This is a genomic window from Bacteroides xylanisolvens, assembly GCF_018289135.1.
GTDB classification, from domain to species: domain Bacteria; phylum Bacteroidota; class Bacteroidia; order Bacteroidales; family Bacteroidaceae; genus Bacteroides; species Bacteroides xylanisolvens.
In genome coordinates this window covers 2,343,550-2,368,806 of the sequence record NZ_CP072216.1, presented here as the reverse complement: position 1 = coordinate 2,368,806, position 25,257 = coordinate 2,343,550, and the positions used below count along the sequence as shown (strand labels likewise).

Below are 25,257 nucleotides of genomic sequence, written 5' to 3'. Positions count from 1 at the left end.
TAAATGGATAAAGATGTTTTAAGGCATAAATGCTAACATTTTCCACACATGAGGCGTTCATTATATAAAAGTACTTTGTGTAATCAATATGACAATGATTTCATATATTACTGTTTATTTTTACACACACATACAACTTTAATAACTACAGCCTATGAAAGAGCTTATTAACAACCTGGAAGAACTGAACAGGAAAGCAGAAAAAGGCGGCGGAGACGCTCGCATTGAAAAACAACATTCTGTGGGAAAACTGACCGCCCGTGAACGCATCGATTTATTATTGGAGAAAGGTTCGTTTATCGAACTGGATAAGTTGGTAACCCATCGGTGTACCGATTTCGGTATGGAAAAGCAGAAATTTGCCGGAGACGGGGTAGTGACGGGATACGGTATGATTGGCAAGCGCCTGGTTTATGTCTTTGCACAGGATTTCACCGTATTTGGTGGAGCTCTTTCGGAAACGCACGCTAAGAAAATTTGTAAAGTGATGGACATGGCTATGCAAATGGGAGCACCCATCATCGGACTGAACGACTCTGGCGGTGCACGAATTCAGGAAGGGGTACGTTCTTTGGCCGGATATGCCGAGATATTCCTGCGCAACTCTATGGCATCCGGAGTGATTCCGCAGATTAGTGCGATCATGGGCCCATGTGCCGGAGGTGCGGTTTATTCTCCTGCATTGACAGATTTTATCCTGATGGTGAAAAATTCCGGTTATATGTTTATTACAGGACCGGATGTGGTGAGAAGTGTGACACAGGAAGAAGTCACTAAAGAGGAACTCGGCGGAGTAGGCGTACACATGACAAAGTCCGGTGTAGCTCATCTTTCTGCGGAGAATGATATTGAGTGTATTAATTATATTCGTGAATTGATTTCCTATCTGCCGGGAAATAATATGGAAGAGCCTCCGTTTGTAGCTACAAACGATTCGCCGACCCGTCTGACTCCGGAACTGGCTAATTTGATTCCAACCAATCCGAATCAGCCGTATAATATAAAAGAAATGATTGAAGCAGTGGCTGATGATAATAGTTTCTTCGAACTTCAGGCAGAGTATGCTGCGAATATTGTGACCGGCTATATCCGGCTGAATGGAAAAACAGTGGGAGTGGTGGCTAATCAGCCATTGGTACTTGCAGGCACGCTGGATATTAACGCATCTGTCAAAGCTGCCCGTTTTGTCCGCTTCTGCGATGCTTTCAATATCCCTTTACTGACACTGGTAGATGTGCCGGGATTCCTTCCGGGAATCGATCAGGAATATGGCGGAATTATTCGTAACGGGGCAAAATTGCTTTATGCTTATTGTGAGGCTACAGTGCCGAAAGTTACGGTTATCACCCGCAAAGCATACGGTGGCGCTTATGATGTGATGAGCTCCAAGCATATCCGCGGAGATGTCAATCTTGCTTTTCCTACTGCCGAAATAGCTGTGATGGGACCGGATGGAGCTGTGAATATTCTTTTCCGTAAGGATATAGATAAGGCCGGAAACCCCGAAGAAAAACGGAAAGAACTTCAGGATGATTATCGCGGGAAGTTTGCCAATCCTTACCGGGCGGCGGAATTGGGATATGTGGATGAAGTGATTGATCCGGCGGTAACCCGTTTGCGGTTGATTCGAAGTTTCGAGATGCTTGCCAACAAACGGCAGTCTAATCCTCCTAAGAAACATTCGAATCTTCCGCTTTAATAAGTTGAGAGTGGAGAGTTGAGAATGGAGAGTGTTCATTAAAAGAATAAAAAGATTATGATAAAGAAAATATTAGTAGCCAACCGCGGTGAAATAGCGATGCGAATCTTCCGTACCTGTCGGGTGATGAATATCGCAACGGTGGCTGTTTATACCCATGTAGACCGCGGAGCTTTGCATGTACGTTATGCAGAAGAAGCCTATTGCATCTCCGAATCGCCCGAAGATACTTCCTACCTGAAGCCGGAATTGATCTTGTCCATTGCTAAAAAGACCGGTGCTGCTATTCATCCGGGATATGGTTTCTTGTCGGAGAATGCGGATTTTGCCCGCCGTTGTGAAGAAGAAGGAGTGATTTTTATCGGACCGAGTGCGGACATTATTTCCAAAATGGGAATCAAGACAGAAGCCCGCAAGATTATGCGTGAAGCAGGATTACCCATTGTTCCCGGAACCGAAACACCTGTGCAGGGGATTGATGAAGTGAAGAAGGTGGCTAATGAAGTCGGCTATCCCATTATGCTGAAAGCACTTGCCGGAGGTGGAGGAAAAGGAATGCGTTTGGTACGTACGGAAGAAGAAGTGGAAACGGCTCTTCGTTTGTCACAATCCGAAGCAGGGACCTCTTTTGGCAATGATGCGGTATATATTGAGAAATACATCGAGAACCCGCATCATATCGAAGTTCAGATCATGGGAGATAAATATGGCAATGTGGTCCACCTTTACGAACGTGAATGTTCTATTCAGCGCCGTAATCAAAAAGTGATAGAGGAAAGTCCTTCTCCTTTTGTGAAAGAAGAGACGAGAAAGAAAATGTTGAAGGTTGCTGTGGAAGCCTGTAAGAAAATAGGTTATTACAGTGCCGGGACATTGGAGTTTATGATGGATAAAGACCAAAACTTCTACTTCCTCGAGATGAATACCCGTTTGCAGGTAGAACATCCTGTGACGGAGGAATGTACGGGAGTTGACCTGGTTCGGGATATGATAACAGTTGCCGCCGGAAATCCGTTGCCTTATAAACAGGATGATATTCAGTTTAGCGGAGCAGCTATCGAATGTCGTATTTATGCGGAAGATCCGGAGAATAACTTCATACCTTCTCCCGGGGTGATTACTGTTCGTGAAGCTCCCGAAGGGCGTAACCTGCGTCTTGACAGTGCCGCTTATGCCGGATTTGAAGTCTCTCTGCATTATGACCCGATGATTGCCAAGCTATGTTGTTGGGGACGTACCCGTGCTTCTGCCATTTCCAATATGGCACGTGCTTTGCGCGAGTATAAGATTTTGGGAATTAAAACAACAATTCCTTTCCATCAACGTGTATTGAAGAATGCAGCTTTCCTGAAAGGCGAATATGATACAACGTTTATTGATACGCGCTTTGATAAGGAAGATCTGAAACGCCGTCAGAATACCGATCCGACAGTGGCTGTCATTGCTGCCGCAGTGAGACACTACGAACGGGAGAAAGAAGCGGCTTCCCGTGCCACAACGCTTCCGGTGGTAGGCGAATCGCTCTGGAAGTATTATGGTAAGTTGCAGATGACTGCTAATAATTATTGATGTAAGACTAAAAAATAACAGAACAGATTATGGGTACAACATTAGCTACATATTACGCCAAGCTCCAGGACATGCCGGATAGTGAATATAAGGTGGAAATACTGGAGGACGGACCAATCAAGAAGATTGCAGTCAATGGTAAGATATATGAGGTCGATTATAACATGGGTGGCGACTCTATCCATTCAATTATCATCGATCACCACTCGCATGGAGTGCAGATTTCTCCCTCTTCCAATAATTCATATACAATCATGAATAAAGGGGAGCTTTATCAGATTGAATTGCAGGGAGAAATGGAGAAGATACATAATGCCCGCACTGCTGCTGAGTCTGTAGGACGTCAGGTAGTACAGGCACCGATGCCGGGAGTAATACTGAAGACGTATGTAAAGAAAGGAGATAGTGTGAAACGTGGCGATCCGCTTTGCGTATTGGTGGCAATGAAGATGGAGAATGAGATACGTTCGGTGACGGATGGAGTAGTTAAAGAGGTATTTGTGGAAGATGGCATGAAGGTGGGATTGAACGACCGGATCATGGTAATTGAATGATTCTCAAAAAAAAACTGGTTTTTGCGTACTTATCTTCAAAAAAAGATTTACTTTTGGCAGATAAGTACGCATTAATTCTGATATATCATGAACACCGAACAAAACCAAAAAGTACTATTAGAACAGCTGGAAGCGCTAAAGAAAGAAAATGAGCAGCTCAAAAAGGAGCTTTCTATTCTTAGGAATGAGAATATAAGTAATCGTCCCCTGAGTTTCAAAGAAAAATATGCTGTCAGGATTCTGGACTCTTTGCCGGATATGCTGACTGTCTTCAATCAGAACGAAGTAGGCATTGAAGTTGTTTCCAATGAAGAAACCAATCATGTCGGGATATCAAATAAAGATTTTAAGGGAATGTATATGCGGGAAATGGTTCCACCGGAAGCATATCAGAATATTCACTCCAATATGCGTCAGGCTGTCAGCACGGGAGCTGTTTCAACCGCCCATCATGAATTGGATTTTAATGGCGAACATCATCATTACGAAAATCGTATCTTTCCGTTGGATGAGGAGTATGTATTGATTATGTGCCGTGATATAACGGAGCGGGTGACCACGCAAAGGCAACTGGAGGTTTTCAAGAGTGTACTCGATAAAGTGAGTGACAGCATTCTTGCCGTATCGGAAGACGGGACATTGGTTTATGCAAATAAGCAATTTATAGAAGAATACGGAGTTACCCAACAGATGGGTATCCAAAAGATATATGATTTGCCCGTCTCTATGACAACAAAGGAGGCGTGGGAAAGACGTCTTCAGGAAATACGTGACAATGATGGCACTTTTGCTTATCGTGCTGCCTATATGCGGAAAGGTGAAGATAAAGAGCGGATGCATCAGGTGTCTACATTTCTGATTCGTGAGAATAATGAAGAACTGACTTGGTTCTTTACACAGGATATTACTGATGTTATAAAGAAACAGGATGAACTTCGCGAACTAAATCTATTGCTGGATGGTATTTTGAATAATATCCCAGTCTATCTGTTTGTGAAAGACCCGGAAAATGATTTTAGGTATTTGTATTGGAACAAAGCATTTGCCGACCATTCAGGTATCCCGGCGTCTAAAGCGATTGGACATACGGACTATGAAGTATTTCCGAGTCATGGAGACGCAGAGAAATTCCGTAAGGATGATTTGGAATTACTTCAGACCCATAAGCGTATTGATATGCAGGAAACGTATCTTTCCGTCACCGGGAAAGCGCGTATTGTACAGACGTTAAAGGCGCTTGTGCCGATGGAAGGACGCAAACCGTTGCAGATTGGTATCTCTTGGGATATTACTAATCTTCAGAATATTGAGCAGGAACTGATAAAGGCAAGGATTAAGGCGGAGCAATCCGACCGATTGAAAAGTGCTTTCCTTGCTAATATGAGTCATGAGATCCGGACACCCCTGAATGCAATTGTAGGATTCTCTCAATTATTGCCTGCTGCCGAAACTGCTGAAGAGAAAAAGCTCTATTCGGGTATTATCAATCAGAATTCGGATATTTTGTTGCAACTGATTAATGATATTCTGGATTTATCGAAGATAGAAGCCGGGACACTGGAATATATCAAGCGTCCAATGAATCTGGGAGAAGTTTGCCGGACAATTTATGCTGTTCATAAAGAACGTGTGAAAGAAGGGGTAACTCTTGTTTTTGATAATGAGGATGAGAATTTATTCATTGAGGGAGATCAGAATCGTATCATGCAGGTGATAACGAATTTCCTGACTAATGCGAGTAAATTTACGTATGCAGGAGAGATTCGTTTGGGTTTTGAGCGGACGGATAAAAATATTCGTGTATATGTGAAGGATACAGGAATAGGAATAGAACCGGAAAAGGTAGATCATATCTTCGAGCGTTTTGTCAAACTGAACTCTTTTGCTCAAGGCACAGGATTAGGGCTATCTATCTGTCAGATGATTATCGAAAAGATCGGTGGAGAAATAGGAGTGACTTCTGAATTGGGTAAAGGCTCTACGTTCTATTTCACGATTCCTTATGAAGAAGCCGGAGAACTCGGCGAAATCTTTAAAATGTCAAAGACGGAATCTAAAGGAGATACTGTAAATCGTGTGCAACAGATCAAAAAGATTTTGGTAGCGGAAGATGTAGAAAGTAATTTCATCCTGCTGAAGAATCTGATCGGCAGGGAATATACATTGCTTTGGGCTAAGGATGGGGTGGAAGCCATTGAAATGTATAAGCAGTATCAACCGGACTTAATTCTGATGGATATAAAAATGCCACGCATGGATGGATTGGAAGCAACGCATATCATTCGTTCTTATTCCAAAGATATTCCTATTATTGCTTTGACGGCTTATGCTTTTGAAACGGATAAAGAATTGGCTTTGGAGATGGGATGCAATGATTTTGTGACTAAACCGGTTTCGGAAAGAACTTTGAGAAAGGCTTTGGATAAATATTCGACTATTGTTTAATGAATAGATGCGACAGAAGAGAAAAGCCCGCAAAATCAGTGAATAATTGTAGAATGTTCTACCATTACGCGCTTACGCAGCAGATATATAAGAAGGTTCCAGCGGATTTATAATCCGCTGGTCTTTTGTATCAGGATTTTTAGTCCGCTTGTCGTGTCCGATCGTTTAAAAACCTTTGTCTCTTTCGATTTTAATCGTACATTTATCCTCTCTAATCAAATTAGTATATCAATGGATACTGCGAATCGAGTTTTAGATGAATTATATTTTGTTACTTCTACCGTTGTCGATTGGATAGATATCTTTACCCGTCCTAAATACAAGCATATAATTCTGGAGTCACTAGCCTATTGTCAGGAGAAAAAAGGCTTAAGAATTTATGCCTGGGTATTAATGAGTAACCATTTGCACATGATTGTCAGTTCCGGAACAGAAGCAACAGTTTCGGATATCCTTCGAGATTTTAAAAAGTTCACTAGTAAACGTATTATGGCAGAACTCGAAACAGATCCTCAAGAAAGTCGTCGCGAATGGATGTTGGATCGTTTTCGCTTTGCCGGAGCTAATGACAAAAAAATATCTAAGTATCGTTTTTGGCAAGAAGGTAATCATCCCGAATTAATTTATTTGCATGACTTCTTTCTGCAAAAATTGAATTATATTCATAATAATCCGGTGAAGCAGGAGATTGTTGCACGGCAGGAAGATTATTTATATAGTTCGGCGGTGAGTTATGCGGGTGATAAAGGACTGCTAGAGGTGATTGTAGTTTAGGAAGGCAAGAGGTTAAGGAGCGGATTACAAATCCTGATACTCAAGCAATCGGATTGCAAATCCGATTGAATGGAGCAGATTGAACAGAGAACGGAAACCTACTTTAAATGATTTTATGGCGAACTTTCATGTAAGATGTGATGTTGTTTAGATAGAAAAATGTATCTTTGTAATGTAGTAAGTTTGATTCATTCATGCATTTAGAAAGAGTAAGAAATGAAGAGACCGGAGATTATAGAAGCTATTCGTGAAACATTAAAACGTGTTGCTCCCAATGCGCAGGTTATTTTATATGGCTCTGAGGCGCGTGGGGATGCCAGGCATGATAGTGATGTTGATTTACTCATTTTAGTGGAAGGTGATAAAATGACATTGGCTAAAGAAGAAGCTATCACATTACCTTTATATGAATTGGAATTGAAAACAGGTGTTAGTATTAGCCCGATAGTTGTTTTGAAGAAATTTTGGGAGAACCGGCCTTTTAAAACACCTTTTTATGTAAATGTGATAAACGAAGGTATTGTCTTATGAAAGAAATTCTAGATAAGGAAAGTAAGAAAGCACTGGTCGCTTATCGGATACAACGTGCTTATGAAACATTGAGAGAGGCTGAGGTTATGATACGTGAGTCATTCTATAATGCTGCTATTAACAGGCTGTATTATGCATGCTATTATGCAACTGTAGCTCTTCTTTTAAAATATGATATTCAAACGCAGACTCATAATGGGGTGAAGACGATGCTTGGTCTGCACTTTATTTCGACAGGAAAACTTCCTGTAAAAGTAGGAAAAACTTTTTCTACATTATTTGAGAAAAGGCATAGTGGAGATTATGATGACTTTGTATATTGTGACGAAGAAATGGTAAACAACTTATATCCACAAGCAGAGACTTTCATAAATAGTATTCAAGAATTAATAAGAGATAAAGAGTGGGAATCTATATAAGGAAGGTGAACCGTCCCAGTGGATTTTGAATCCGCTTGCTTCACTTATGTGTTGTTGATTTTTAAAAGAAGAGATTATGAGCAATAAAATTTATCCTATCGGTATTCAGAATTTTGAAAGCCTTCGTCAGGATGGTTATTTTTATATTGATAAAACGGCATTGATGTATCAAATGGTAAAGACCGGGCGTTATTACTTTTTGAGTCGTCCGCGCCGTTTCGGAAAGAGTCTGCTCATTTCTACTTTAGAGGCTTACTTTCAAGGAAAAAAAGAACTGTTTACCGGCTTGGCAGTAGAAAAGTTGGAAAAGGATTGGATTAAATATCCTATATTGCATCTCGACCTGAATATCGAGAAGTATGACACTCCGGAAAGTCTGGATAAGATATTGAATGATAATCTGGAATATTGGGAAAGCCAATACGGCACCCGTCCATCCGAGACATCTTTTTCCCTGCGTTTTGCAGGTATCATTCAGCGTGCTTGTGAGAAGACCGGACAACGTGTAGTTATTCTGGTAGATGAGTATGACAAACCTATGCTGCAAGCTATCGGTAATGAGGAACTGCAAAAGCAATTCCGAAATACTCTGAAGCCATTTTATGGCGCTTTGAAAACGAAGGACGGGTATATAAAGTTCGCTCTGCTCACCGGCGTGACAAAGTTTGGCAAAGTCAGTGTATTCAGTGATTTGAATAATCTGGATGATATTTCAATGTGGAATGAGTATGTCGAAATTTGTGGTGTCAGCGAGCGTGAAATCCATGAAAATCTGGAAGCGGAACTACATGAATTTGCAGCAGCACGTGGAATAACGTATGACAAACTCTGTGAAGATTTGAGAGAGTGTTATGACGGTTATCATTTTACGCACAATTCAATCGGCATGTACAACCCGTTCAGTCTGCTGAACGCTTTCAAGCGTAAGGAGTTTGGTAGTTATTGGTTTGAAACGGGTACGCCTACCTATTTGGTGAAATTGCTAAAAAAACATCATTATGACCTGGAGCGGATGGCACATGAAGAGACCGATGTCCAAGTGTTGAACAGTATAGATTCTGAATCCACCAATCCCATCCCGGTAATTTATCAGAGTGGATACCTAACCATTAAGGGGTATGATGAAGAATTTGGAATGTATCGCTTGGGTTTCCCCAATCGCGAAGTGGAAGAAGGTTTTATCCGCTTCCTGCTTCCTTTTTATGCGAACGTAAATAAGGTCGAGTCGCCTTTTGAGATTCAGAAGTTTGTTCGTGAAGTGCGTTCCGGTGATTATAACTCTTTCTTCCGCCGTCTGCAAAGTTTCTTTGCAGACACTACTTACGAAGTGATTCGGGACCAGGAGCTACATTACGAAAATGTTCTTTTTATCGTTTTTAAACTGCTAGGTTTCTACACCAAGGTAGAGTATCATACGAGTGAAGGGCGCATTGATCTTGTCTTGCAGACCGATAAATTTATTTATATCATGGAATTTAAGTTGAACGGTACGGCAGAAGATGCTTTACAGCAGATTAACGACAAGAATTATGCTCTTCCTTTCGAAATGGACGGACGTAAACTCTTTAAAATAGGAGTAAATTTCAGTGCGGAAACCCGTAATATTGAAAAGTGGATTGTAGAAACAAAAAACTAGCCCGGCAAATAGTGAGGCTAGTCTTTTGAAGTCATAAGTCTTTTTATTCTTTTATTTCCGGAACTAATATAAATTTCGTATCCGGGAAATACTTCTTCAGCCAGTTTTGAATGAAGTTCATCGTATCATTCTGAATCGTTTTATCTTTTACGGTAGGATACATATTATAAAGTACTGTATCCAGTACAATACCTCGTTTTTGTATGGCTTCAAGGCTAAGCAAAGTATGATTGATGCTTCCCAATTTACCGGAAGTAACAAAGATAAGCGGATAATTCTCTTGGGCAATGTAGTCTATTGTCAGAAGTTCTGTTGTTAGCGGAACCATTAAGCCGCCTGCACCTTCGAGCAGAACAGAATCATAGCGTTCACTTAACTCTTCCGTAGCACGTTTGATTTTGTCGAAGTCAATGGGGCGGTTATCCAGTTGGGAAGCTAGATGAGGAGAGGCGGGGTAAGAGAAAATTTCCGGCATAGTCAGTCCTTCTTTGTCTTCTTCTGTAAAGGGGATTCCCATGATACGACGATGCAAATCAATATCCTCGGAGTGACCGATGTTTCCTGTTTGGATAAACTTTTGAGTGATGGTACGCTGTCCGTTCTTGTTCCATTCACGAGCTAGAAATCCGGTGGCATAGCTCTTGCCGGCATCGGTGTCGATACCGCTTACGAAATATACATTCTGTTTCATACTTTTTTCTTTTTTGCGATGATATAAATAGGGTGATAGGTCAGGGACACTGAAGTGCCTTGGGTAAATTCTTGTGTGTAACGTTCACTGAATAACTGCAAGTCACGACGTGTCCGCAGTTGTTGGGAAGAGGTGCCGGATATTCCGGTTACTCCTGTCTGCTTCAAATGATAAAGTACTTTTATGGGGTTATCAAACGAAAGAGAAATAAGTTCTTCTTCCGAATGGAGTATGTCAAAGTGGGATGACAAGACTGTCACAAGCTCTTCACGTGAACGATAAGGGAGTCCGTTTCCTGTTAACTCTCGTATCTCTTTCATATTCTCTTTACCGAAAGTGCTGAAAGCGAAATAGCCTTGGCTATTAAGCAGGGCGTTGCACCTTTTGAAAAAGTTTTCAGGAGATTCGAACCATTGCAGAGCCGAGCAGGAAGTAATTAATGTACTTTCAGCGGGGAAAGGAACTGTTTCTGCATCTCCCGGAAGAAAGGAAACCTGTTCTTTTCTTAATATATCCTCGCAACAGTACTTCATTTCCGGGCAAAGGTCGTTTAGCAATAATTCTTTCGGCCGAAGGGCCTGAAGTAGCATACGGGAATAAATACCTGTGCCGCATCCGAACTCAATCACTTTTGAACAGGGAAAAGAGATGTGTTTTGTAAGCAGGTGAATCATTTTATCTGCTATCTGCCGCTGTACGTTTGCTTCCTGGGGATAAGTAGCAATGGCTTTAGAGAAACGTTCGGCGATTAGTTGTTTATCCATAAATCGATCATTAGTTGATTTGCATGATTACACTATCAAAAAGGTCTTGTTGATAATGAGCGGCTTCTATATATTCAAGGGAATCCACTTGGTTTCTCCATGCCAACCATTGGCTATCTGGCAGGAAGATACGGTCGCTCTTTCCTATGATGGCTCTTTGCCATGCAAAATCCGACGGTGGCAATGATAAGTATTGCTTTTGTATGGCAGCAAGCTCTTCTTTGAGCTCTTCAACGGGACGTTGGGGAGCTACTGTCTGAAAAGCCTTGTAATCGGCTGCTGAACCGCACATTCTTCTTTGAAACTTTTGCAGGGATTGTTCATTCAGTCCTTGCAGGGTTCCTTCAAAAATGGTAGGAGTAATCCCTTTCGTCTCATGTATGGGATAAAGAGTCCCATTGATAGCGATACTTTGGGAAAGGGGCAGGGATGGATATTGTTTCATTATCTGTGAGGCTGCCCATACTCCCATTGACCAGGCAATGAGGGTGATTTCGGAATATTCTTGCAAAATGTCGGCATCGAACTCTAATGAACGATAATCATAGCAAATCATCCAGTCCTTATCGGTCGGGTGAATTTGCAGGAATGGAGTTTCATCCATTCCCCAGCCTGCGAAGAAAAGCAATAGATGCTTTTGATTATTCTTTATGATAAAATACTGTTTCATCCGTTTATCAGTTTAATGAGTTGGTCGATTTCATGTTCGGTGATGTCCGCTGTCAGTGAGAAGCGGATGCGTGAAGTCCCTTCGGGTACGGTAGGCGGACGTACCGGCAATGCGTAAAATCCTTTGCGTTGGAGTTCTTCTGCTTTCAATATGGTATTTTCACTTGCTCCGACAATCATAGGGACAATATGGCTTACCGAGGGGCAATTGTATCCTTTGGTTGTAAGGGCTTCCTTCAGCTTTTCACTGATTTGTAGCAGGTGAGTTCTCTTCTGTTGTAAAGCTGGAAGACGTTCTAACACCCATGAAGTCCACTGAATATTGATAGGTGGAAGAGCGGTTGTGAATATAAACGTGCGCATTTTATTGATTAGATATTCCCGAATGAGTTGCCGGCAGACAATATACGCTCCTGCCGAGGCAATGGCTTTCCCGAATGTACCTATTAGAAAGTCTATATCGTTGATACATTCTTGTTCTTCAGCACATCCTAATCCTTTTTTCCCTCGTACACCAAAAGCATGAGCCTCATCTATATAAAGAAGAATATTGGAATAGCTCTTCTTGAGTTGAATGAGAGCGGGAAGATCAGCTTCATCGCCATCCATGCTGAAGATGCTTTCGGTAACAATAATAATCTGCTCATAAGCGTTATGATTTTCAGCAATCAGTCGCTGCAACTGGGAAATATCATTGTGACGATACCGGATACATTTAGCTGATGATAATTTAATTCCGTCTATCAGGCTTGCATGCACCAGCTTGTCAGCAAGAATCAGGGTGTGAGTGTTGCAAATGGCAGGAAGTATTCCTGTATTGGCATGATAACCACTATTGAATATGAGTGCACTTTCGGTTCCGAACATGGTGGCTAGCTGTTGCTCCAACTTCTGATAGTCACTAAAATTACCGGTCAATAACCGGGAAGAAGAGGAGGTAGGCAGGAAAGTTTCGGGAGTGAGCGTCCTTAAGAATTCCTCCCTCAATGAAATGTCATTGGCCAGTCCGAGATAATCATTAGAAGATAGGTTCAACATTCGTTGTCTGTTCAGCAGAACATCTCGCCCCTCGTGGATTAGCGGTGGGAGAGAACGGTAGTTCTTTTTCTCTTTCAAGGTCTGGAGTTCTTGGTTTATATACTCTAATGTCATGAATTGTTATTTTAAGTAATCAGTATTCGATAGATGAATGATTGAAAGTGTAATCTGTTGTTTATAAGATGTTTATCGTCAGAAGGACTATCCCGGAAGTTTCTCACCGACCAAGGCATCCTTCCTCGGTGAGGAAAGGTCCGTTCCTCACCGAGGAACACCCTTTTGCTCACCGAGGAACACCCTTTTGCTCACCGAGGAACACCCTTTTGCTCACCGAGGAACACCCTTTTGCTCACCGAGGAACACCCTTTTGCTCACCGAGGAACACCCTTTTGCTCACCGAGGAACACCCTTTTGCTCACCGAGGAACACCCTTTTGCTCACCGAGGAACACCCTTTTGCTCACCGAGGAACAGATCCTTGGGTGAAAATCCGGTAATATTCTTCTTATCTGTCATCTTTTTTGAATGACTTTAAGTAGCCCGGAAGTCAGTTTGCCTAATTGTTCCGAAGTAATGATGAAAGGCGGCATCAGATATACCAGTTTGCCAAAGGGACGTACCCAGATTCTTTCTTCCACAAATCGTCGTTGCATATAGGCCATATTTACCGGACGCTTCATCTCAATGACTCCGATAGCTCCGAGTATTCGTACATCAGCTACTTCCGGAAATTCCCGTGCAGGTGCCAGTTCTTCTTTCAGTTGAGTTTCGATTCGCTTCACATTCTCTTGCCAATCGGATTCGAGTAATAGGCGAACGGAAGCGCAAGCTACTGCACACGCAAGTGGATTACCCATAAATGTAGGCCCGTGCATAAAAGCTCCCGGTGCATGGTTGGAGATGGTATCTGCTATCCGGTTACTGGCTAATACAGCAGAAAGTGTCATATATCCTCCGGTCAGTGCTTTGCCGATGCACATGATATCCGGTTCTACTCCGGCGTGTTCCCAAGCAAAAAGTTTGCCGGTACGTCCGAATCCCGTTGCTATTTCATCGAAGATTAGAAGAATATCGTGCTTCCGGCAAAGCTTTTCTGCTTCATGCAGATACTGCGGATGATAAAACCACATTCCACCTGCTCCTTGTACCACCGGTTCCAGGATAAGCGCCGCTAACTCTTTTGAATGTTTTTCAATTATCTCTTGCAGAGGCAGTATATCTTCCGGATTCCATTCTCCGTCGAACCGGGAAGTGGGGGACGGGACAAAATAACGTACAGGCAATGCTGAACCGAAAAGACTGTGCATACCCGTCACCGGATCACATACAGACATGGCATTCCACGTATCACCGTGATAGCCGGAACGGATAGTCACGAAATTGTTCTTTTCCGGTTTTCCTGCTGCATACCAATATTGTACAGCCATTTTCAGTGCCACTTCTACGGCTACCGAACCGGAGTCTGCATAGAATATTTTCTGCATGGAGGAAGGAACCAAAGGCAATAATAGTTTCCCCAATTCAATGGCCGGATCATGCGTCAGTCCTCCGAACATGACATGAGACATTTTATCTAATTGTTCTTTTGCCGCCTGATTCAATACCGGATGATTATATCCATGCACTGCACACCACCAGGAAGACATTCCGTCAATGAGCGTTTGTCCGTCTTCGAGGGTAATGGTAACACCGTCTGCCCGTTTCACTTTGTAGACAGGAAGCGGATCGGTGGTAGAAGTGTACGGATGCCAGATATGTTCGCGGTCAAATTGGGAAGCGGCGAAATGATAACCTTCTTCCTGAATCATCTTTTTGTCTTCCGATACTTTGGAACCGAGAGTTGTCAGCAGGTCGCCTACGATAGCCGAGTTAATACCGATATATAATGCTTTGTGCATCGCCTCGGAAGAAAGTTGTGAACGTCCTCCGGCAAATCTTAGAAAAGCTGTCGGATTAATAAAACGAAAGATAGCGATGGTTTTAAGTATTTCTTCTTCGCTTAAAGGCTGCTCGTTTTCCAGTGGAGTTCCCGGAATCGGACTAAGCAGGTTGATAGGTATGGACTGAACATTCAGTTCTTTTAAAGTGAAAGCAAATTCAATCCGTTGCTCCATCGTTTCTCCCATACCGATGATACCTCCGCAGCAGATATCCATGCCTACACGGCGGGCTGCATCAAGAGTAGCTCGTTTTTGTTCTTGTGTATGCGTAGTACAGAGTTTGGAAAAATAAGACGGAGCCGTTTCCAGGTTACAGTGATAACGGGTGATTCCGGCTTCGTATAGGGAACGTAGCTCTTCTTCGTTAAGTAACCCCAGAGAAGCACAGAGCTGAATGGACGAGTGACGTCGCATTTGGCGAACGGTATCGCAAAGTTGGGTGATCTGTTTGGGAGATGGTTTTCGTCCGCTGGTAACGAGAGAGAAACGGTTGACGTCTTGGGCTTCATTGTATTTCGCCTGTCGGAGACATTCTTCAGCGGGAAGGAGATCGTAAATATCGGCTTTAGTCTTGTAGTGAGAGGATTGTGCACACCATTTACAGTTTTCCGGGCATCGGCCGGACTTGGCGTTGATGATGGAACACATGTCGAATTCGTGCGAAGCACGTGCGACGGTAATCTCATGTGCGGCGGCATATAGCGCCTCGCTGTCAGCCATGTTGGCTAGCCAAGCGGCTTGGTCGGGCGAAATATCAATGCCTGCCAACACTTGGTCTTTTATTTCCTGAAGTGTCATAAATGTATGATAAGGGATAGTAATTTTAGCATTCTGCTTGCGAAGGGCAACGTCCACAACATTGATGTGCAGATGACCGATTTGGAATTCACGTCCCATACTCGCAAAAGCGGCATAGTTCTTTCTGCCCCAATAACGGAAGCGGGAAAGAAGAGTACGTGTGGTCTGTATGTGGCGTTGTTGCTTCATTGATTTTTTACTTTTGTTCGTTAGAACGTGGCAAATGTACAAAGATTCTTTGGATAAGCAAGCAAGTTTACGATTTCTGATATCCGTACTTTTATTTCTTTTTCCTGTATTCTTTGCGTAAGTTGAAATTGAATCCGGCATATATCTGAAGAGTGCCGAAACCATTGTCTACAGAGAAATTATTCCGGTGGTAATTATAGTTTTTCCCAACGAAAGAAGTACCTACAAAGTATTTTCCGTTATTATAAACAACCCCTGCACGGAGTAGAAAATCCAGATTAAATTTGCCGTACCATGCTTTTCCTTCGTGAGTTTCCGCATCTACATCAGAGGCTTTATAGGCAATGGCAGGGGTGAGAGACAAACATGCCAGGCAGTTGCGGGCAAAGACCCAGTTGTAGGCATATCCGAAACTGATATTGGCATTGGTATATTTTATATCCTTGACTTTCATACCGGGATTCATTGTCTGCTGTAGAAAATCAGGAAGTTCTGTGTAGTCGAAGTCGAGATGATGCTTTGAAATAGAAAAACCGGCAATAAATGTTCCCGCGTTGCGTCGTTGGTTGGTGGACTGGCTGAAGGCGGCCGGATAAGAGAATTTTCTGTTATTGAAGATATAATATAAGTTCAGCCCTTTTATATCCACCTTTATTCCACTGAAATCCTCGGAATAGTTGGAGGGAATATCTTCAGAAAATCCTCTGATCTTATGTATCTTGTAATTGTTTCCGGTACGGCGGTAGAATATATCTACACCAAGTTTGGAACTATATAAGCTAAGGTCAAATTCTGTACCTCTATTCTTCCGGTTGGTTTTCCGATAGATATCATCCACATCTACGGACCATCCCAGGAAAATCCATCGCCAGCCGAAATACAGTCCTATTTTATTATGCGGGTTAGGAGAGAAACTAAGTTTTTGTGGTTGAGGCTGTTCGCTGGTGACAGAGTAATATTCGAAGTTGCTGAAATGAGTAGCCATCAACGCATAATTATAACGGTTCGGGCTGATATAGAGCGTATCAAAATCACTGAAATTCATAAATTTCTTGATTGCTCTTTTGAAAGGACTGGGCTGGGTGACCGTTGTGGAATCTATTCTTGTGCTATCATTTGTAGAAAGGGTTTTCTTTTCACTTTGCGCCTGTAAGGACAGTGAAAATAACAGAAATAGATATAGAATAACCCGTTTCCCCATGTGGTTCTTTGTTGTTTTAGATGTTTTTCGTTTCACGAATGTACTACCTTTCGTTGATTTATGCTAGTAATCTTCTAAAAAATGTTTCGTTTCCTAAACAAAAAAGTTCAATATACTGTTAGTTACAACAAGCAAATAAATCTTAAGCCACAAAATTATGAGAATCTATTTACGTTTATTAGTCGTGTCTCTTCTGCTTTTTGCAGGAAATATAGTATATGCGGAAGCACAGCAGGAGAAACGCGTGACGGGTACGGTGACTTCTGAAGGGGAGCCCTTGCCTGGTGTCTCCGTACAATTGAAAGGAGCATCCTCCGGCACCATCACTGATATTGATGGAAATTATTCAATTGAAGTTCCTGCTACCGGCACTTTAGTGTTCCGCTTTGTAGGAATGAGATCGGTAGAGCAACCGGTGAATAACCGAAGTGTGATTAATGTCACGTTGGAATCGAAAAGTAAAGAACTGGAAGAAGTAATGGTAGTAGCTTATGCTACCGCTAAGAAGTATAGTTTTACCGGAGCAGCTTCGACGATGAAAGCAGGTGAGATTGAAAAGCTACAGACTTCGAGCGTATCGCGCGTATTAGAAGGGACGGTGTCCGGAGTGCAGGCTAGTGCGGCAAGCGGGCAGCCGGGTACGGATGCGGAAATCCGTATTCGTGGTATCGGATCTATCAATGCATCCAGTGCTCCGCTTTATGTGGTGGACGGTGTTCCGTTCGACGGTAGTGTGAACTCTATCAATCCTGATGATATATCTTCGATGACAGTATTGAAAGATGCGGCTTCTGCTGCTTTATACGGTTCACGTGGCGCAAATGGAGTGATTATTATCACAACCAAGCAAGGAGATCAAAATACCAAAGCGACCGTAAAGGTAAAAGCCTCTTTAGGAGGTTCCAATCGTGCCGTGCGTGATTATGATCGCGTCAGTACCGATCAATACTTTGAATTGTATTGGGAAGCACTTCGCAATCAGTACGCCAAGAGCGCGGATTATACTCCGGCAACTGCTGCGGCACAAGCATCCAAAGACCTGGTTACGAAATTGATGGGAGGTGGCCCCAATCCATACGGTCCCCAATATACGCAACCGGTCGGTACAGATGGAAAATTGGTGGCAGGTGCCCGTCCATTATGGAATTCAGACTGGAGTGACGCCATGGAACAACAGGCACTTCGTACAGAGTTGAATCTAAGTGTTTCCGGAGGCGGAAAAGCAAATCAGTATTTCTTTTCAGCCGGCTACCTGAATGATAAAGGTATTGCGCTTGAATCGGGTTATCAGCGTTTCAATCTTCGTTCCAATATCACCAGCGAAATGACTTCCTGGTTGAAGGGAGGAGTCAATTTGAGTTTTGCACATTCTATGCAGAACTATCCGGTTTCTTCTGACTCCAAAACCAGTAATGTGATTACTGCAGGACGTACCATGCCGGGATTTTATCCGATTTATGAAATGAATACCGACGGTAGTTACAAATTGGATGAGAATGGAGACCGCATTTATGACTTCGGCTCTTATCGTCCTTCCGGTTCGATGGCAAACTGGAATCTGCCGGCTACTTTGCCTTTGGATAAATCAGAACGAATGAAAGATGAAGTCTCCGGTCGTACTTTCTTGGAAGCTACGATTATTGAGGGATTGAAATTCAAGACTAGTTTCAACTTTGACTTGATTAATTATAATACGTTGGATTATACGAACCCCCAATTAGGTCCGGCTAAAGAAAACGGCGGCGGTGTCAGCCGAATGAATACCCGTACTTTCTCTTGGACATGGAATAATATTGCTACGTATGACAAGACAATTGGTGAACATCATTTTAATGTTCTTGCCGGCGTGGAGGCCTATTCCTACCGCTACGATGAACTGACGGCATCACGTTCCAAAATGGCGCAGCCTGATATGCCGGAACTAGTAGTTGGTTCACAGTTGACCGGAGGTTCGGGGTATCGCATCGACTATGCGTTGGTGGGTTATCTGACTCAAGCATTATACGACTATCAAAATAAATATTTCTTCTCGGCATCCTATCGTCGCGACGGTTCTTCACGTTTTGCGCCGGAGACCCGCTGGGGAAATTTCTGGTCGTTGGGTACTTCCTGGCGTATCGACCGGGAAGAGTTTATGGCAAGTACTTCCGACTGGCTTTCTGCCTTGACTCTGAAAATGAGCTATGGTGCGCAGGGAAATGATAACCTAGGTACTTATTATGCGAGTAAAGGACTTTATACCATTGTTTCCAATTTGGGAGAAAATGCGTTAGTGTCCGACCGTATGGCGACTCCGAATCTGAAATGGGAAACGAACCTCAACTTTAATGTAGGTATCGACTTCTCCCTGTTTAATAATCGTTTTTCCGGTTCATTTGATTTCTTTACACGTCGTTCGAAAGACCTGCTTTATTCACGTCCGATAGCTCCTTCCCTGGGATATGGTTCTATTGACGAAAATGTAGGAGCCTTGAAGAATACAGGTATAGAAATGGTGCTTAACGGAACGATTATCAATCAGAATGGTTGGGTATGGAAACTGGGTATGAACTTGACGCATTATAAGAATAAGGTGACAGACCTCCCATTGAAAGATATGCCGCGAAGTGGTGTGAACAAGTTGCAGGTAGGTCGTTCGGTGTATGATTTCTATATGATAGAGTGGGCAGGAGTAGATCCGGAAAATGGAGATCCGCTGTGGTATAAGGATGAGGTGGATGCAAATAAGAATCCGACCGGAAAACGTGTCACAACAAATGATTATGGTTCGGCTGACTATTATTATGTCAACAAATCGTCTCTTCCGAAAGTATATGGCGGATTCAATACGTCTCTTTCTTGGAAAGGATTTGATCTTTCGGCTATCTTTGCTTACAGTATCGGTGGATATATCTACAATCGTGATGTTACAATGATTCTGCACAATGGAAGTTTGGAGGGTCGCGACTGGTCGACGGAGATTCTAAGAAGATGGACTCCCGACAATCGCTATACCGATGTCCCTGCTTTGAGTACTACTTCTAATAACTGGAACTCGGCTTCCACTCGCTTCTTGCAGAATAATTCGTATATGCGATTGAAAAACCTGACACTTTCCTATAACTTACCCAAACAATGGATTAGTAAGTTGTCATTGAGCAGTGTGCAGGTATATGTACAAGGAGATAATCTGTTTACCATTCACCGGAATCAGGGACTAGACCCTGAACAGGGAATTACCGGTATCACTTATTACCGTTATCCGGCTATGCGAACCATCTCCGGAGGTATCAATGTTTCTTTCTAAATTCAGACTAAATTATGAGAAAAATAAAAATTCAATCCATTCTTGCGGCAGTTGCCGGACTTTTCCTGGCAACGAGTTGTAGCAGCAGTTTTTTGGATACGGACCCCACAGATGCGGTAAGTTCGGATAAGGTATCTGTACCCGAAAATGCGGAGGCACTTGTGAATGGTGCCTGGTATAATCTGTTTGATTATTCAAGTACCTATGCCAATATCGGTTATCGGGCACTTCAGTGTCTGGATGATATGATGGCAAGTGATATTGTTTCCCGTCCGAAATATGGTTTTAACTCTTCGTATCAGTTTAATGATATAGCGCAATCCTCAAATGGTAGAACAGAGTTTGCCTGGTATCTGATATATAAAACGATAGATAATTGTAACACTGCCATTTCTATCAAGGGGGATTCGGAAGAACTCCGTCAGGCACAGGGACAAGCATTGGCATTACGCGCCTTTTGTTATTTGCACTTGGTACAGCATTATCAATTCACCTACTTGAAAGATAAAGATGCTCCGTGTGTTCCTATATATACCGAACCTAGCAATAGTTCCACTGTACCGAAAGGAAAATCAACAGTGGCACAGGTTTATCAGCTTATTTTCGACGATCTCACTTTGGCGAAGGACTATTTGAAAAACTATGTCCGCAGCGGTGATAATCAAAAGTTCAAACCGAATGTTGCAGTGGTTGACGGTCTTTTGGCTCGCGCTTACTTGCTGACCGGACAATGGGAAGAAGCCGCAAAAGCTGCCGAAGCAGCACGTGCAGGATATACGTTGATGACAACTACAGCCGAGTACGAAGGTTTTAATAATATTTCCAATAAAGAATGGATATGGGGATTTCCTCAAATTCCTTCCCAATCGGATGCCAGCTATAATTTCTATTATTTGGATGCAACATACGTAGGAGCATATAGCAGCTTTATGGCTGATCCCCATCTGAAAGATACATTTACCGAAGGTGATATTCGTTTACCTTTGTTTCAGTGGATGCGTGAAGGGTATTTGGGATATAAGAAATTTCACATGCGTGCAGATGATACGGCTGATCTGGTCTTGATGCGTGCTGCTGAAATGTATTTGATAGAAGCGGAGGCGAAAGTTCGTGACGGCGTAGCGTTGGCACAGGCTGTAGCTCCATTGAATACATTGCGTAATGCCCGTGGAGTAGGGGATTATGAGGTGACAGGAAAATCACAGGAAGATGTAATCAATGAGATACTGATGGAACGTCGTCGTGAACTTTGGGGAGAAGGATTTGGTATTACCGATATACTTCGTACACAAAAGGCAGTAGAACGTGTTGCTTTGTCGGATGAGATGCAAAAGACAGAAGTCGATTGCTGGCAGGAGGGTGGTAGCTTTGAAAAACGAAATCCTCTGGGACATTGGTTCCTCAACTTCCCGAACGGTAAACCGTTTACAGTAAATAGCACCTATTATTTATATGCTATTCCACAGAAAGAAATTAACGCTAACCCTAACATATAAATAGCTCTCTTAATTTTTTGACTTTGACCTTAACTTGTAGACCGGTATACGTCGTGACGATGCATACCGGTCGTTTTCTTTGGAAAAGAGGGAGCGCAAAATGTGACACACCCCATTTTATTTAATCTAATCTTATTCTATTTTTTTCTTCTTCAAATTCGGTAAAAAGAATGTGACCAATCCTAGTAACGGCATATAAGCACAGATATTATATACATATTCAATGCTCGTTTTATCCGCTAAATTACCGAGTACGGCAGATGCTACACCGGCCACTCCGAAAGCAAATCCAAAGAACAAGCCGGATATCAATCCAAGTTTGGTAGGAAGCAACTCTTGGGCATAAAGCAATATGGCAGGAAAAGCGGAAGAAAGCATCAATCCCACACAGAAGCTAAGGATAATAGTCCACAGCAGATTGGCATGGGGCATTAGTAAGCTAAATGGGGCAGCTCCTAAAATAGAAGCCCAAATCACATACTTCCGACCAATTCGGTCACCGACAGGTCCACCAATTAATGTTCCGATAGCAGTAGCTACCAGAAAGATAAATAAATATAGTTGCGAATCTTGTACGCTTACATTAAATTTATGAATCAAGTAGAAAGTATAATAACTCGTGAGACTTGCCATATAGATATATTTGGAGAAAATCAGAATCAGCAATATCGCGATTGAAAGGGCTGTCTTATCCATAGGCAAAGGAAGATGAACAGGTTTTCTGACACTGACGGTCTGTGCTTTCATCCGGTTTAGATATGATTTATACCATTTGCAAATTGGGTACATCACTCCGATAGCAGCTAAAGCCACAAATGCAAATACGATGAGATGTTGTCTGCCATAAGGAGCCACCAACAGAGCAACCAGTAAAGGACCTAATGAACCTCCGAAGTTACCACCTACCTGAAAGAGCGATTGTGCTAGTCCACGTTTCCCGCCGGAGGCAAGGAATGTGATACGGGAGGCTTCCGGATGTAGTACGGAAGAGCCAATTCCGATTAAGAATACGGAGGCTAATATCCAGTATAGATTATCAGAGAATGCTAAGTTTATCAAACCAATCAGTGTAAAGCTCATTCCGATAGGCAACGACCATGCAACGGGATATTTATCAAAAATGATTCCGGTAATCGGTTGAAAGACCGAAGCCGAAAGCTGATAAACCAGTGTGATAAGGCCGATTTGCGCAAAACTTAATCCTAAATCATCTTTGAATAGCGGATAAGCTGCTGAAACAACGGACTGTAAAAGATCATTGAGACAGTGTGAAAGACTTAATGCGATTAAGATGGAAAATGTAATTTTTCCTACGGGTTGTTCCTGATTTTGTACCATGATACCTATTGCTTTAGAAGTGTTCCTGAAAAATTGGCTGCAAAGGTACGCAAACTTTCCCGTTTCTCTAAGACTAAGGATTCTAAATTGTCGTTAATTCAATTTTGACTAACTGAACTATTCTCCGTACCTGCTGTTGTTAAATAAAAAAGGAGGATTATATGGGCTTTATTTGGTATATCATTATTGGTATTGTGGCTGGATTCCTCGCAGGTAAAGTAATGCGCGGCGGAGGCTTTGGTCTTATTATAAATTTATTACTTGGTATTCTTGGAGGTGTACTGGGCGGTTGGGTATTTGCCCTTTTCGGACTGTCAGCTTCAGGATTGATCGGAAGTTTGATAACTTCCACTGTAGGGGCTATCCTTGTATTATGGATTGCTTCCTTATTCTCGAAATCTAAATAGATATTTATATAATTTATTTTTAATCCTAAAAACAGAACTTAATTATGGAATGTAGACATGGAAATTTCTGGATTGGACTCGGAATTGGGTCAATCCTCGGCGCAGTAGCTTATCGTCTTTCACGTACAGCAAAAGCAAAACAGTTGGAAAGCGAAATTTATAATGCTATCCATCGTATAGGTCGCGATGCTGAAATAGCAGCTGCTCATGCTGAAAGAAAAGCAATGGATCTTGGACTTAAAGCAGTAGAAACCGGTGCGGAAATTGCTGATAAAGTAGCGGCAGAAGCCGACAAAGTGGCCGGAAAAGCAAAAGATAAGTGGGAAAAGTAAGAATCCCAAAACGGGTAATCGATTTAAATATAATTGGTTACCTGTTTTATTTTTGTATATTTAATCTTTTATCCCTAGCTTTATTTAGTCATCGTATCAATGTGTGTGCGAACACATTTAGGCTAATCTTCTTTATTATTCTCGTTTCCTTCAAGAATTGGGAGTTACTTTCTCTCTAACTTTTCATCTGAAAAGAGTCTTTTTCTCTATACCATCTTTACTTTTTCTTATGTTTAACAACATGTATGTTTTCTGTTTGTTGGAGTTAATTATTTGATTATTAGTTGTATATACTTGTTTTGATATGATGTGTGTGCGCACACACTATTGCTTAATTCAATAATTCATTTTACTTTTGCCGATGAAAAACAAGATACTTATCAATATATGGATAAAGAGTTTTCAAATATTCGGATTGTAGACATTGCCAAGATGGCAGGTGTCTCTGTTGGCACGGTAGACCGTGTAATCCATAATCGTGGAAGAGTATCTGAAGAAAACAGGAAAAAAGTACAGGCTATCCTGGAAATGGTACATTACCAACCAAATCTGATGGCACGTTCATTAGCTGCCTCCAAAAAACAATATCATATCCTTGCAATAACTCCTTCTTTTGTGCAAGGGGAGTATTGGGAAGCTATTTCGGAAGGGATAGATAAAGCTGCGGCGGAAATGGAATCATATAATATCACCATTACCAAACTCTTTTTCGATCAATATAATAATAAGACTTTTGATGATATCATCCGAAATCTGCTGAATGAGAAAGTGGATGGGGTATTGATTGCGACTTTGTTTACAGATTCTGTTATCCGGCTTTCGCAGGAGCTTGACAGGAATGAAATACCATACGTGTATGTTGACTCCAACATTGGAGGGCAGCATCAACTGGCTTATTTTGGAACGGAATCTTATGATGCCGGAGTGATTGCTGCCAGATTATTGATGGACAGGCTTCCTTCTTCTTCCGATATATTAATGGCACGGATTATTCATAGTGGGAAGAATGATTCTAACCAGGGAAAGAACAGGCGCGAAGGTTTCTGTCATTATCTCACTGAAATAGGGTTTAACGGAAATCTGCATGAAGTAGAACTGAAAATAAATGATTCAGTGTATAACTTCATGAAACTGGATGAAATCTTTGAAGCTAATCCGAATATTAAAGGCGCTATTATCTTTAATTCAACTTGCTATATTTTAGGAAATTACCTGAAAGCAAGAGGAATGCAGGCTGTCAAACTGGTTGGTTATGATCTTATCGGCAGAAATACGCAATTACTTTCCGAAGGTGTGATAACCGCATTGATTGCGCAGCGCCCCGAGCGTCAGGGGTACGATGGCGTTAAATCATTGTGTAATCATTTGCTGTTCAAGCAGAATAGTGAGAAAGTGAATTTGATGCCTATCGATATTCTCCTTAAAGAGAATTTGAAATATTATCTGAACAATAAATTATAAACATATAAATTTATAAGAACC

At 42.1% G+C, this 25,257-nt stretch carries 20 protein-coding genes; 13 read left to right on the top strand and 7 right to left on the bottom strand.

Going from position 1 to position 25,257, the window contains the following annotated elements:
- Nucleotides 1–154 precede the first annotated feature (154 nt).
- The 8 genes from INE92_RS10215 (at nucleotide 155) to INE92_RS10180 (ending at nucleotide 9,627) form a co-directional block, all read left to right on the top strand.
- The gene (locus INE92_RS10215; RefSeq protein ID WP_004314805.1) at nucleotides 155–1,699 is read left to right on the top strand and encodes an acyl-CoA carboxylase subunit beta; all 1,545 of its coding nucleotides are present in this window, start codon (nucleotides 155–157) and stop codon (nucleotides 1,697–1,699) included.
- 57 nt (nucleotides 1,700–1,756) lie between these two features.
- Nucleotides 1,757–3,268 (top strand): acetyl-CoA carboxylase biotin carboxylase subunit, encoded by a 1,512-nt coding sequence (gene accC, locus INE92_RS10210; protein ID WP_004314804.1) that lies wholly within the window; start codon nucleotides 1,757–1,759, stop codon nucleotides 3,266–3,268.
- Between the two features lie 29 nt (nucleotides 3,269–3,297).
- Nucleotides 3,298–3,822, top strand: a complete 525-nt coding sequence (locus INE92_RS10205) for a biotin/lipoyl-containing protein (protein ID WP_004314803.1) — start codon at nucleotides 3,298–3,300, stop codon at nucleotides 3,820–3,822.
- An 87-nt stretch (nucleotides 3,823–3,909) separates the two neighbouring features.
- On the top strand, nucleotides 3,910–6,267 hold the full coding sequence (locus tag INE92_RS10200; protein WP_015532944.1) for a hybrid sensor histidine kinase/response regulator: 2,358 nt from the start codon (nucleotides 3,910–3,912) through the stop codon (nucleotides 6,265–6,267).
- 231 nt (nucleotides 6,268–6,498) lie between these two features.
- Complete coding sequence (locus INE92_RS10195) at nucleotides 6,499–7,041, top strand: REP-associated tyrosine transposase (protein WP_015532943.1); 543 nt, start codon at nucleotides 6,499–6,501, stop codon at nucleotides 7,039–7,041.
- Nucleotides 7,042–7,257: 216 nt separating this feature from the next.
- The gene (locus tag INE92_RS10190; RefSeq protein WP_015532942.1) at nucleotides 7,258–7,572 is read left to right on the top strand and encodes a nucleotidyltransferase domain-containing protein; all 315 of its coding nucleotides are present in this window, start codon (nucleotides 7,258–7,260) and stop codon (nucleotides 7,570–7,572) included.
- Nucleotides 7,569–7,991 (top strand): HEPN domain-containing protein, encoded by a 423-nt coding sequence (locus INE92_RS10185; RefSeq protein ID WP_004316065.1) that lies wholly within the window; start codon nucleotides 7,569–7,571, stop codon nucleotides 7,989–7,991. Before INE92_RS10190 ends, INE92_RS10185 begins: the two co-directional genes overlap by 4 nt.
- 76 nt (nucleotides 7,992–8,067) lie before the next feature.
- Nucleotides 8,068–9,627, top strand: a complete 1,560-nt coding sequence (locus INE92_RS10180) for an ATP-binding protein (protein ID WP_008019626.1) — start codon at nucleotides 8,068–8,070, stop codon at nucleotides 9,625–9,627.
- 43 nt (nucleotides 9,628–9,670) lie between these two features.
- Here INE92_RS10180 and bioD read toward each other — a convergent pair whose 3' ends face one another.
- The 6 genes from bioD to INE92_RS10150 all read right to left on the bottom strand — a co-directional run bounded on the left by bioD (nucleotide 9,671) and on the right by INE92_RS10150 (nucleotide 16,916).
- Entirely contained in the window at nucleotides 9,671–10,318 is a 648-nt protein-coding gene (bioD, locus tag INE92_RS10175; protein WP_087318330.1) for a dethiobiotin synthase, read from the bottom strand.
- The gene (gene bioC / locus INE92_RS10170; RefSeq protein WP_195436009.1) at nucleotides 10,315–11,082 is read right to left on the bottom strand and encodes a malonyl-ACP O-methyltransferase BioC; all 768 of its coding nucleotides are present in this window, start codon (nucleotides 11,080–11,082) and stop codon (nucleotides 10,315–10,317) included. Before bioC ends, bioD begins: the two co-directional genes overlap by 4 nt.
- Nucleotides 11,083–11,092: 10 nt before the next feature.
- A complete protein-coding gene (locus INE92_RS10165; protein ID WP_195436007.1) occupies nucleotides 11,093–11,752 on the bottom strand; it encodes a DUF452 family protein in 660 nt (219 codons plus the stop codon).
- Nucleotides 11,749–12,903 carry an 8-amino-7-oxononanoate synthase gene (locus INE92_RS10160; protein WP_015532938.1) on the bottom strand — a complete coding sequence of 385 codons (1,155 nt, stop codon included), beginning with the start codon at nucleotides 12,901–12,903 and terminating at the stop codon, nucleotides 11,749–11,751. The genes INE92_RS10165 and INE92_RS10160 overlap by 4 nt, the downstream gene beginning before the upstream one ends.
- Nucleotides 12,904–13,300: 397 nt before the next feature.
- A complete protein-coding gene (gene bioA, locus INE92_RS10155) occupies nucleotides 13,301–15,715 on the bottom strand; it encodes an adenosylmethionine--8-amino-7-oxononanoate transaminase (RefSeq protein ID WP_195436005.1) in 2,415 nt (804 codons plus the stop codon).
- 91 nt (nucleotides 15,716–15,806) lie between these two features.
- Entirely contained in the window at nucleotides 15,807–16,916 is a 1,110-nt protein-coding gene (locus INE92_RS10150) for a DUF4421 domain-containing protein (protein WP_008997356.1), read from the bottom strand.
- Nucleotides 16,917–17,073: 157 nt separating this feature from the next.
- Here INE92_RS10150 and INE92_RS10145 point away from each other — a divergent pair, with 157 nt between their 5' ends.
- Both INE92_RS10145 and INE92_RS10140 read left to right on the top strand, forming a co-directional pair.
- A complete protein-coding gene (locus INE92_RS10145) occupies nucleotides 17,074–20,202 on the top strand; it encodes a SusC/RagA family TonB-linked outer membrane protein (RefSeq protein ID WP_212702019.1) in 3,129 nt (1,042 codons plus the stop codon).
- A 14-nt stretch (nucleotides 20,203–20,216) separates the two neighbouring features.
- The gene (locus tag INE92_RS10140) at nucleotides 20,217–21,698 is read left to right on the top strand and encodes a RagB/SusD family nutrient uptake outer membrane protein (protein WP_008019633.1); all 1,482 of its coding nucleotides are present in this window, start codon (nucleotides 20,217–20,219) and stop codon (nucleotides 21,696–21,698) included.
- 132 nt (nucleotides 21,699–21,830) lie between these two features.
- On the opposite strand, the gene INE92_RS10135 is transcribed toward INE92_RS10140, so the two are convergent.
- Nucleotides 21,831–23,036, bottom strand: coding sequence for an MFS transporter (locus INE92_RS10135; RefSeq protein ID WP_004313354.1), 1,206 nt, complete (start codon nucleotides 23,034–23,036; stop codon nucleotides 21,831–21,833).
- 161 nt (nucleotides 23,037–23,197) lie between these two features.
- Here INE92_RS10135 and INE92_RS10130 point away from each other — a divergent pair, with 161 nt between their 5' ends.
- From INE92_RS10130 to INE92_RS10120, 3 genes are all read left to right on the top strand, one after another.
- On the top strand, nucleotides 23,198–23,443 hold the full coding sequence (locus INE92_RS10130; RefSeq protein ID WP_004313353.1) for a GlsB/YeaQ/YmgE family stress response membrane protein: 246 nt from the start codon (nucleotides 23,198–23,200) through the stop codon (nucleotides 23,441–23,443).
- Nucleotides 23,444–23,487: 44 nt separating this feature from the next.
- Nucleotides 23,488–23,775: a YtxH domain-containing protein gene (locus tag INE92_RS10125; protein WP_004313352.1), complete on the top strand. Its 288-nt coding sequence runs from the start codon at nucleotides 23,488–23,490 to the stop codon at nucleotides 23,773–23,775.
- Nucleotides 23,776–24,162: 387 nt separating this feature from the next.
- Nucleotides 24,163–25,236 (top strand): LacI family DNA-binding transcriptional regulator, encoded by a 1,074-nt coding sequence (locus tag INE92_RS10120; protein WP_008643545.1) that lies wholly within the window; start codon nucleotides 24,163–24,165, stop codon nucleotides 25,234–25,236.
- Nucleotides 25,237–25,257: the final 21 nt, after the last annotated feature.

Coding starts and splice junctions, on each gene's coding strand:
- INE92_RS10160 (WP_015532938.1), bottom strand. CDS start 12,903: ATGACATTAGAGTATATAAACCAAGAACTCCAGACCTTGAAAGAGAAA.
- bioD (WP_087318330.1), bottom strand. CDS start 10,318: ATGAAACAGAATGTATATTTCGTAAGCGGTATCGACACCGATGCCGGC.
- INE92_RS10195 (WP_015532943.1), top strand. CDS start 6,499: ATGGATACTGCGAATCGAGTTTTAGATGAATTATATTTTGTTACTTCT.
- INE92_RS10135 (WP_004313354.1), bottom strand. CDS start 23,036: ATGGTACAAAATCAGGAACAACCCGTAGGAAAAATTACATTTTCCATC.
- INE92_RS10200 (WP_015532944.1), top strand. CDS start 3,910: ATGAACACCGAACAAAACCAAAAAGTACTATTAGAACAGCTGGAAGCG.
- bioC (WP_195436009.1), bottom strand. CDS start 11,082: ATGGATAAACAACTAATCGCCGAACGTTTCTCTAAAGCCATTGCTACT.
- INE92_RS10145 (WP_212702019.1), top strand. CDS start 17,074: ATGAGAATCTATTTACGTTTATTAGTCGTGTCTCTTCTGCTTTTTGCA.
- INE92_RS10185 (WP_004316065.1), top strand. CDS start 7,569: ATGAAAGAAATTCTAGATAAGGAAAGTAAGAAAGCACTGGTCGCTTAT.
- INE92_RS10180 (WP_008019626.1), top strand. CDS start 8,068: ATGAGCAATAAAATTTATCCTATCGGTATTCAGAATTTTGAAAGCCTT.
- INE92_RS10130 (WP_004313353.1), top strand. CDS start 23,198: ATGGGCTTTATTTGGTATATCATTATTGGTATTGTGGCTGGATTCCTC.
- INE92_RS10215 (WP_004314805.1), top strand. CDS start 155: ATGAAAGAGCTTATTAACAACCTGGAAGAACTGAACAGGAAAGCAGAA.
- accC (WP_004314804.1), top strand. CDS start 1,757: ATGATAAAGAAAATATTAGTAGCCAACCGCGGTGAAATAGCGATGCGA.
- INE92_RS10205 (WP_004314803.1), top strand. CDS start 3,298: ATGGGTACAACATTAGCTACATATTACGCCAAGCTCCAGGACATGCCG.
- INE92_RS10125 (WP_004313352.1), top strand. CDS start 23,488: ATGGAATGTAGACATGGAAATTTCTGGATTGGACTCGGAATTGGGTCA.
- INE92_RS10165 (WP_195436007.1), bottom strand. CDS start 11,752: ATGAAACAGTATTTTATCATAAAGAATAATCAAAAGCATCTATTGCTT.
- INE92_RS10190 (WP_015532942.1), top strand. CDS start 7,258: ATGAAGAGACCGGAGATTATAGAAGCTATTCGTGAAACATTAAAACGT.
- INE92_RS10120 (WP_008643545.1), top strand. CDS start 24,163: ATGGATAAAGAGTTTTCAAATATTCGGATTGTAGACATTGCCAAGATG.
- INE92_RS10150 (WP_008997356.1), bottom strand. CDS start 16,916: ATGGGGAAACGGGTTATTCTATATCTATTTCTGTTATTTTCACTGTCC.
- bioA (WP_195436005.1), bottom strand. CDS start 15,715: ATGAAGCAACAACGCCACATACAGACCACACGTACTCTTCTTTCCCGC.
- INE92_RS10140 (WP_008019633.1), top strand. CDS start 20,217: ATGAGAAAAATAAAAATTCAATCCATTCTTGCGGCAGTTGCCGGACTT.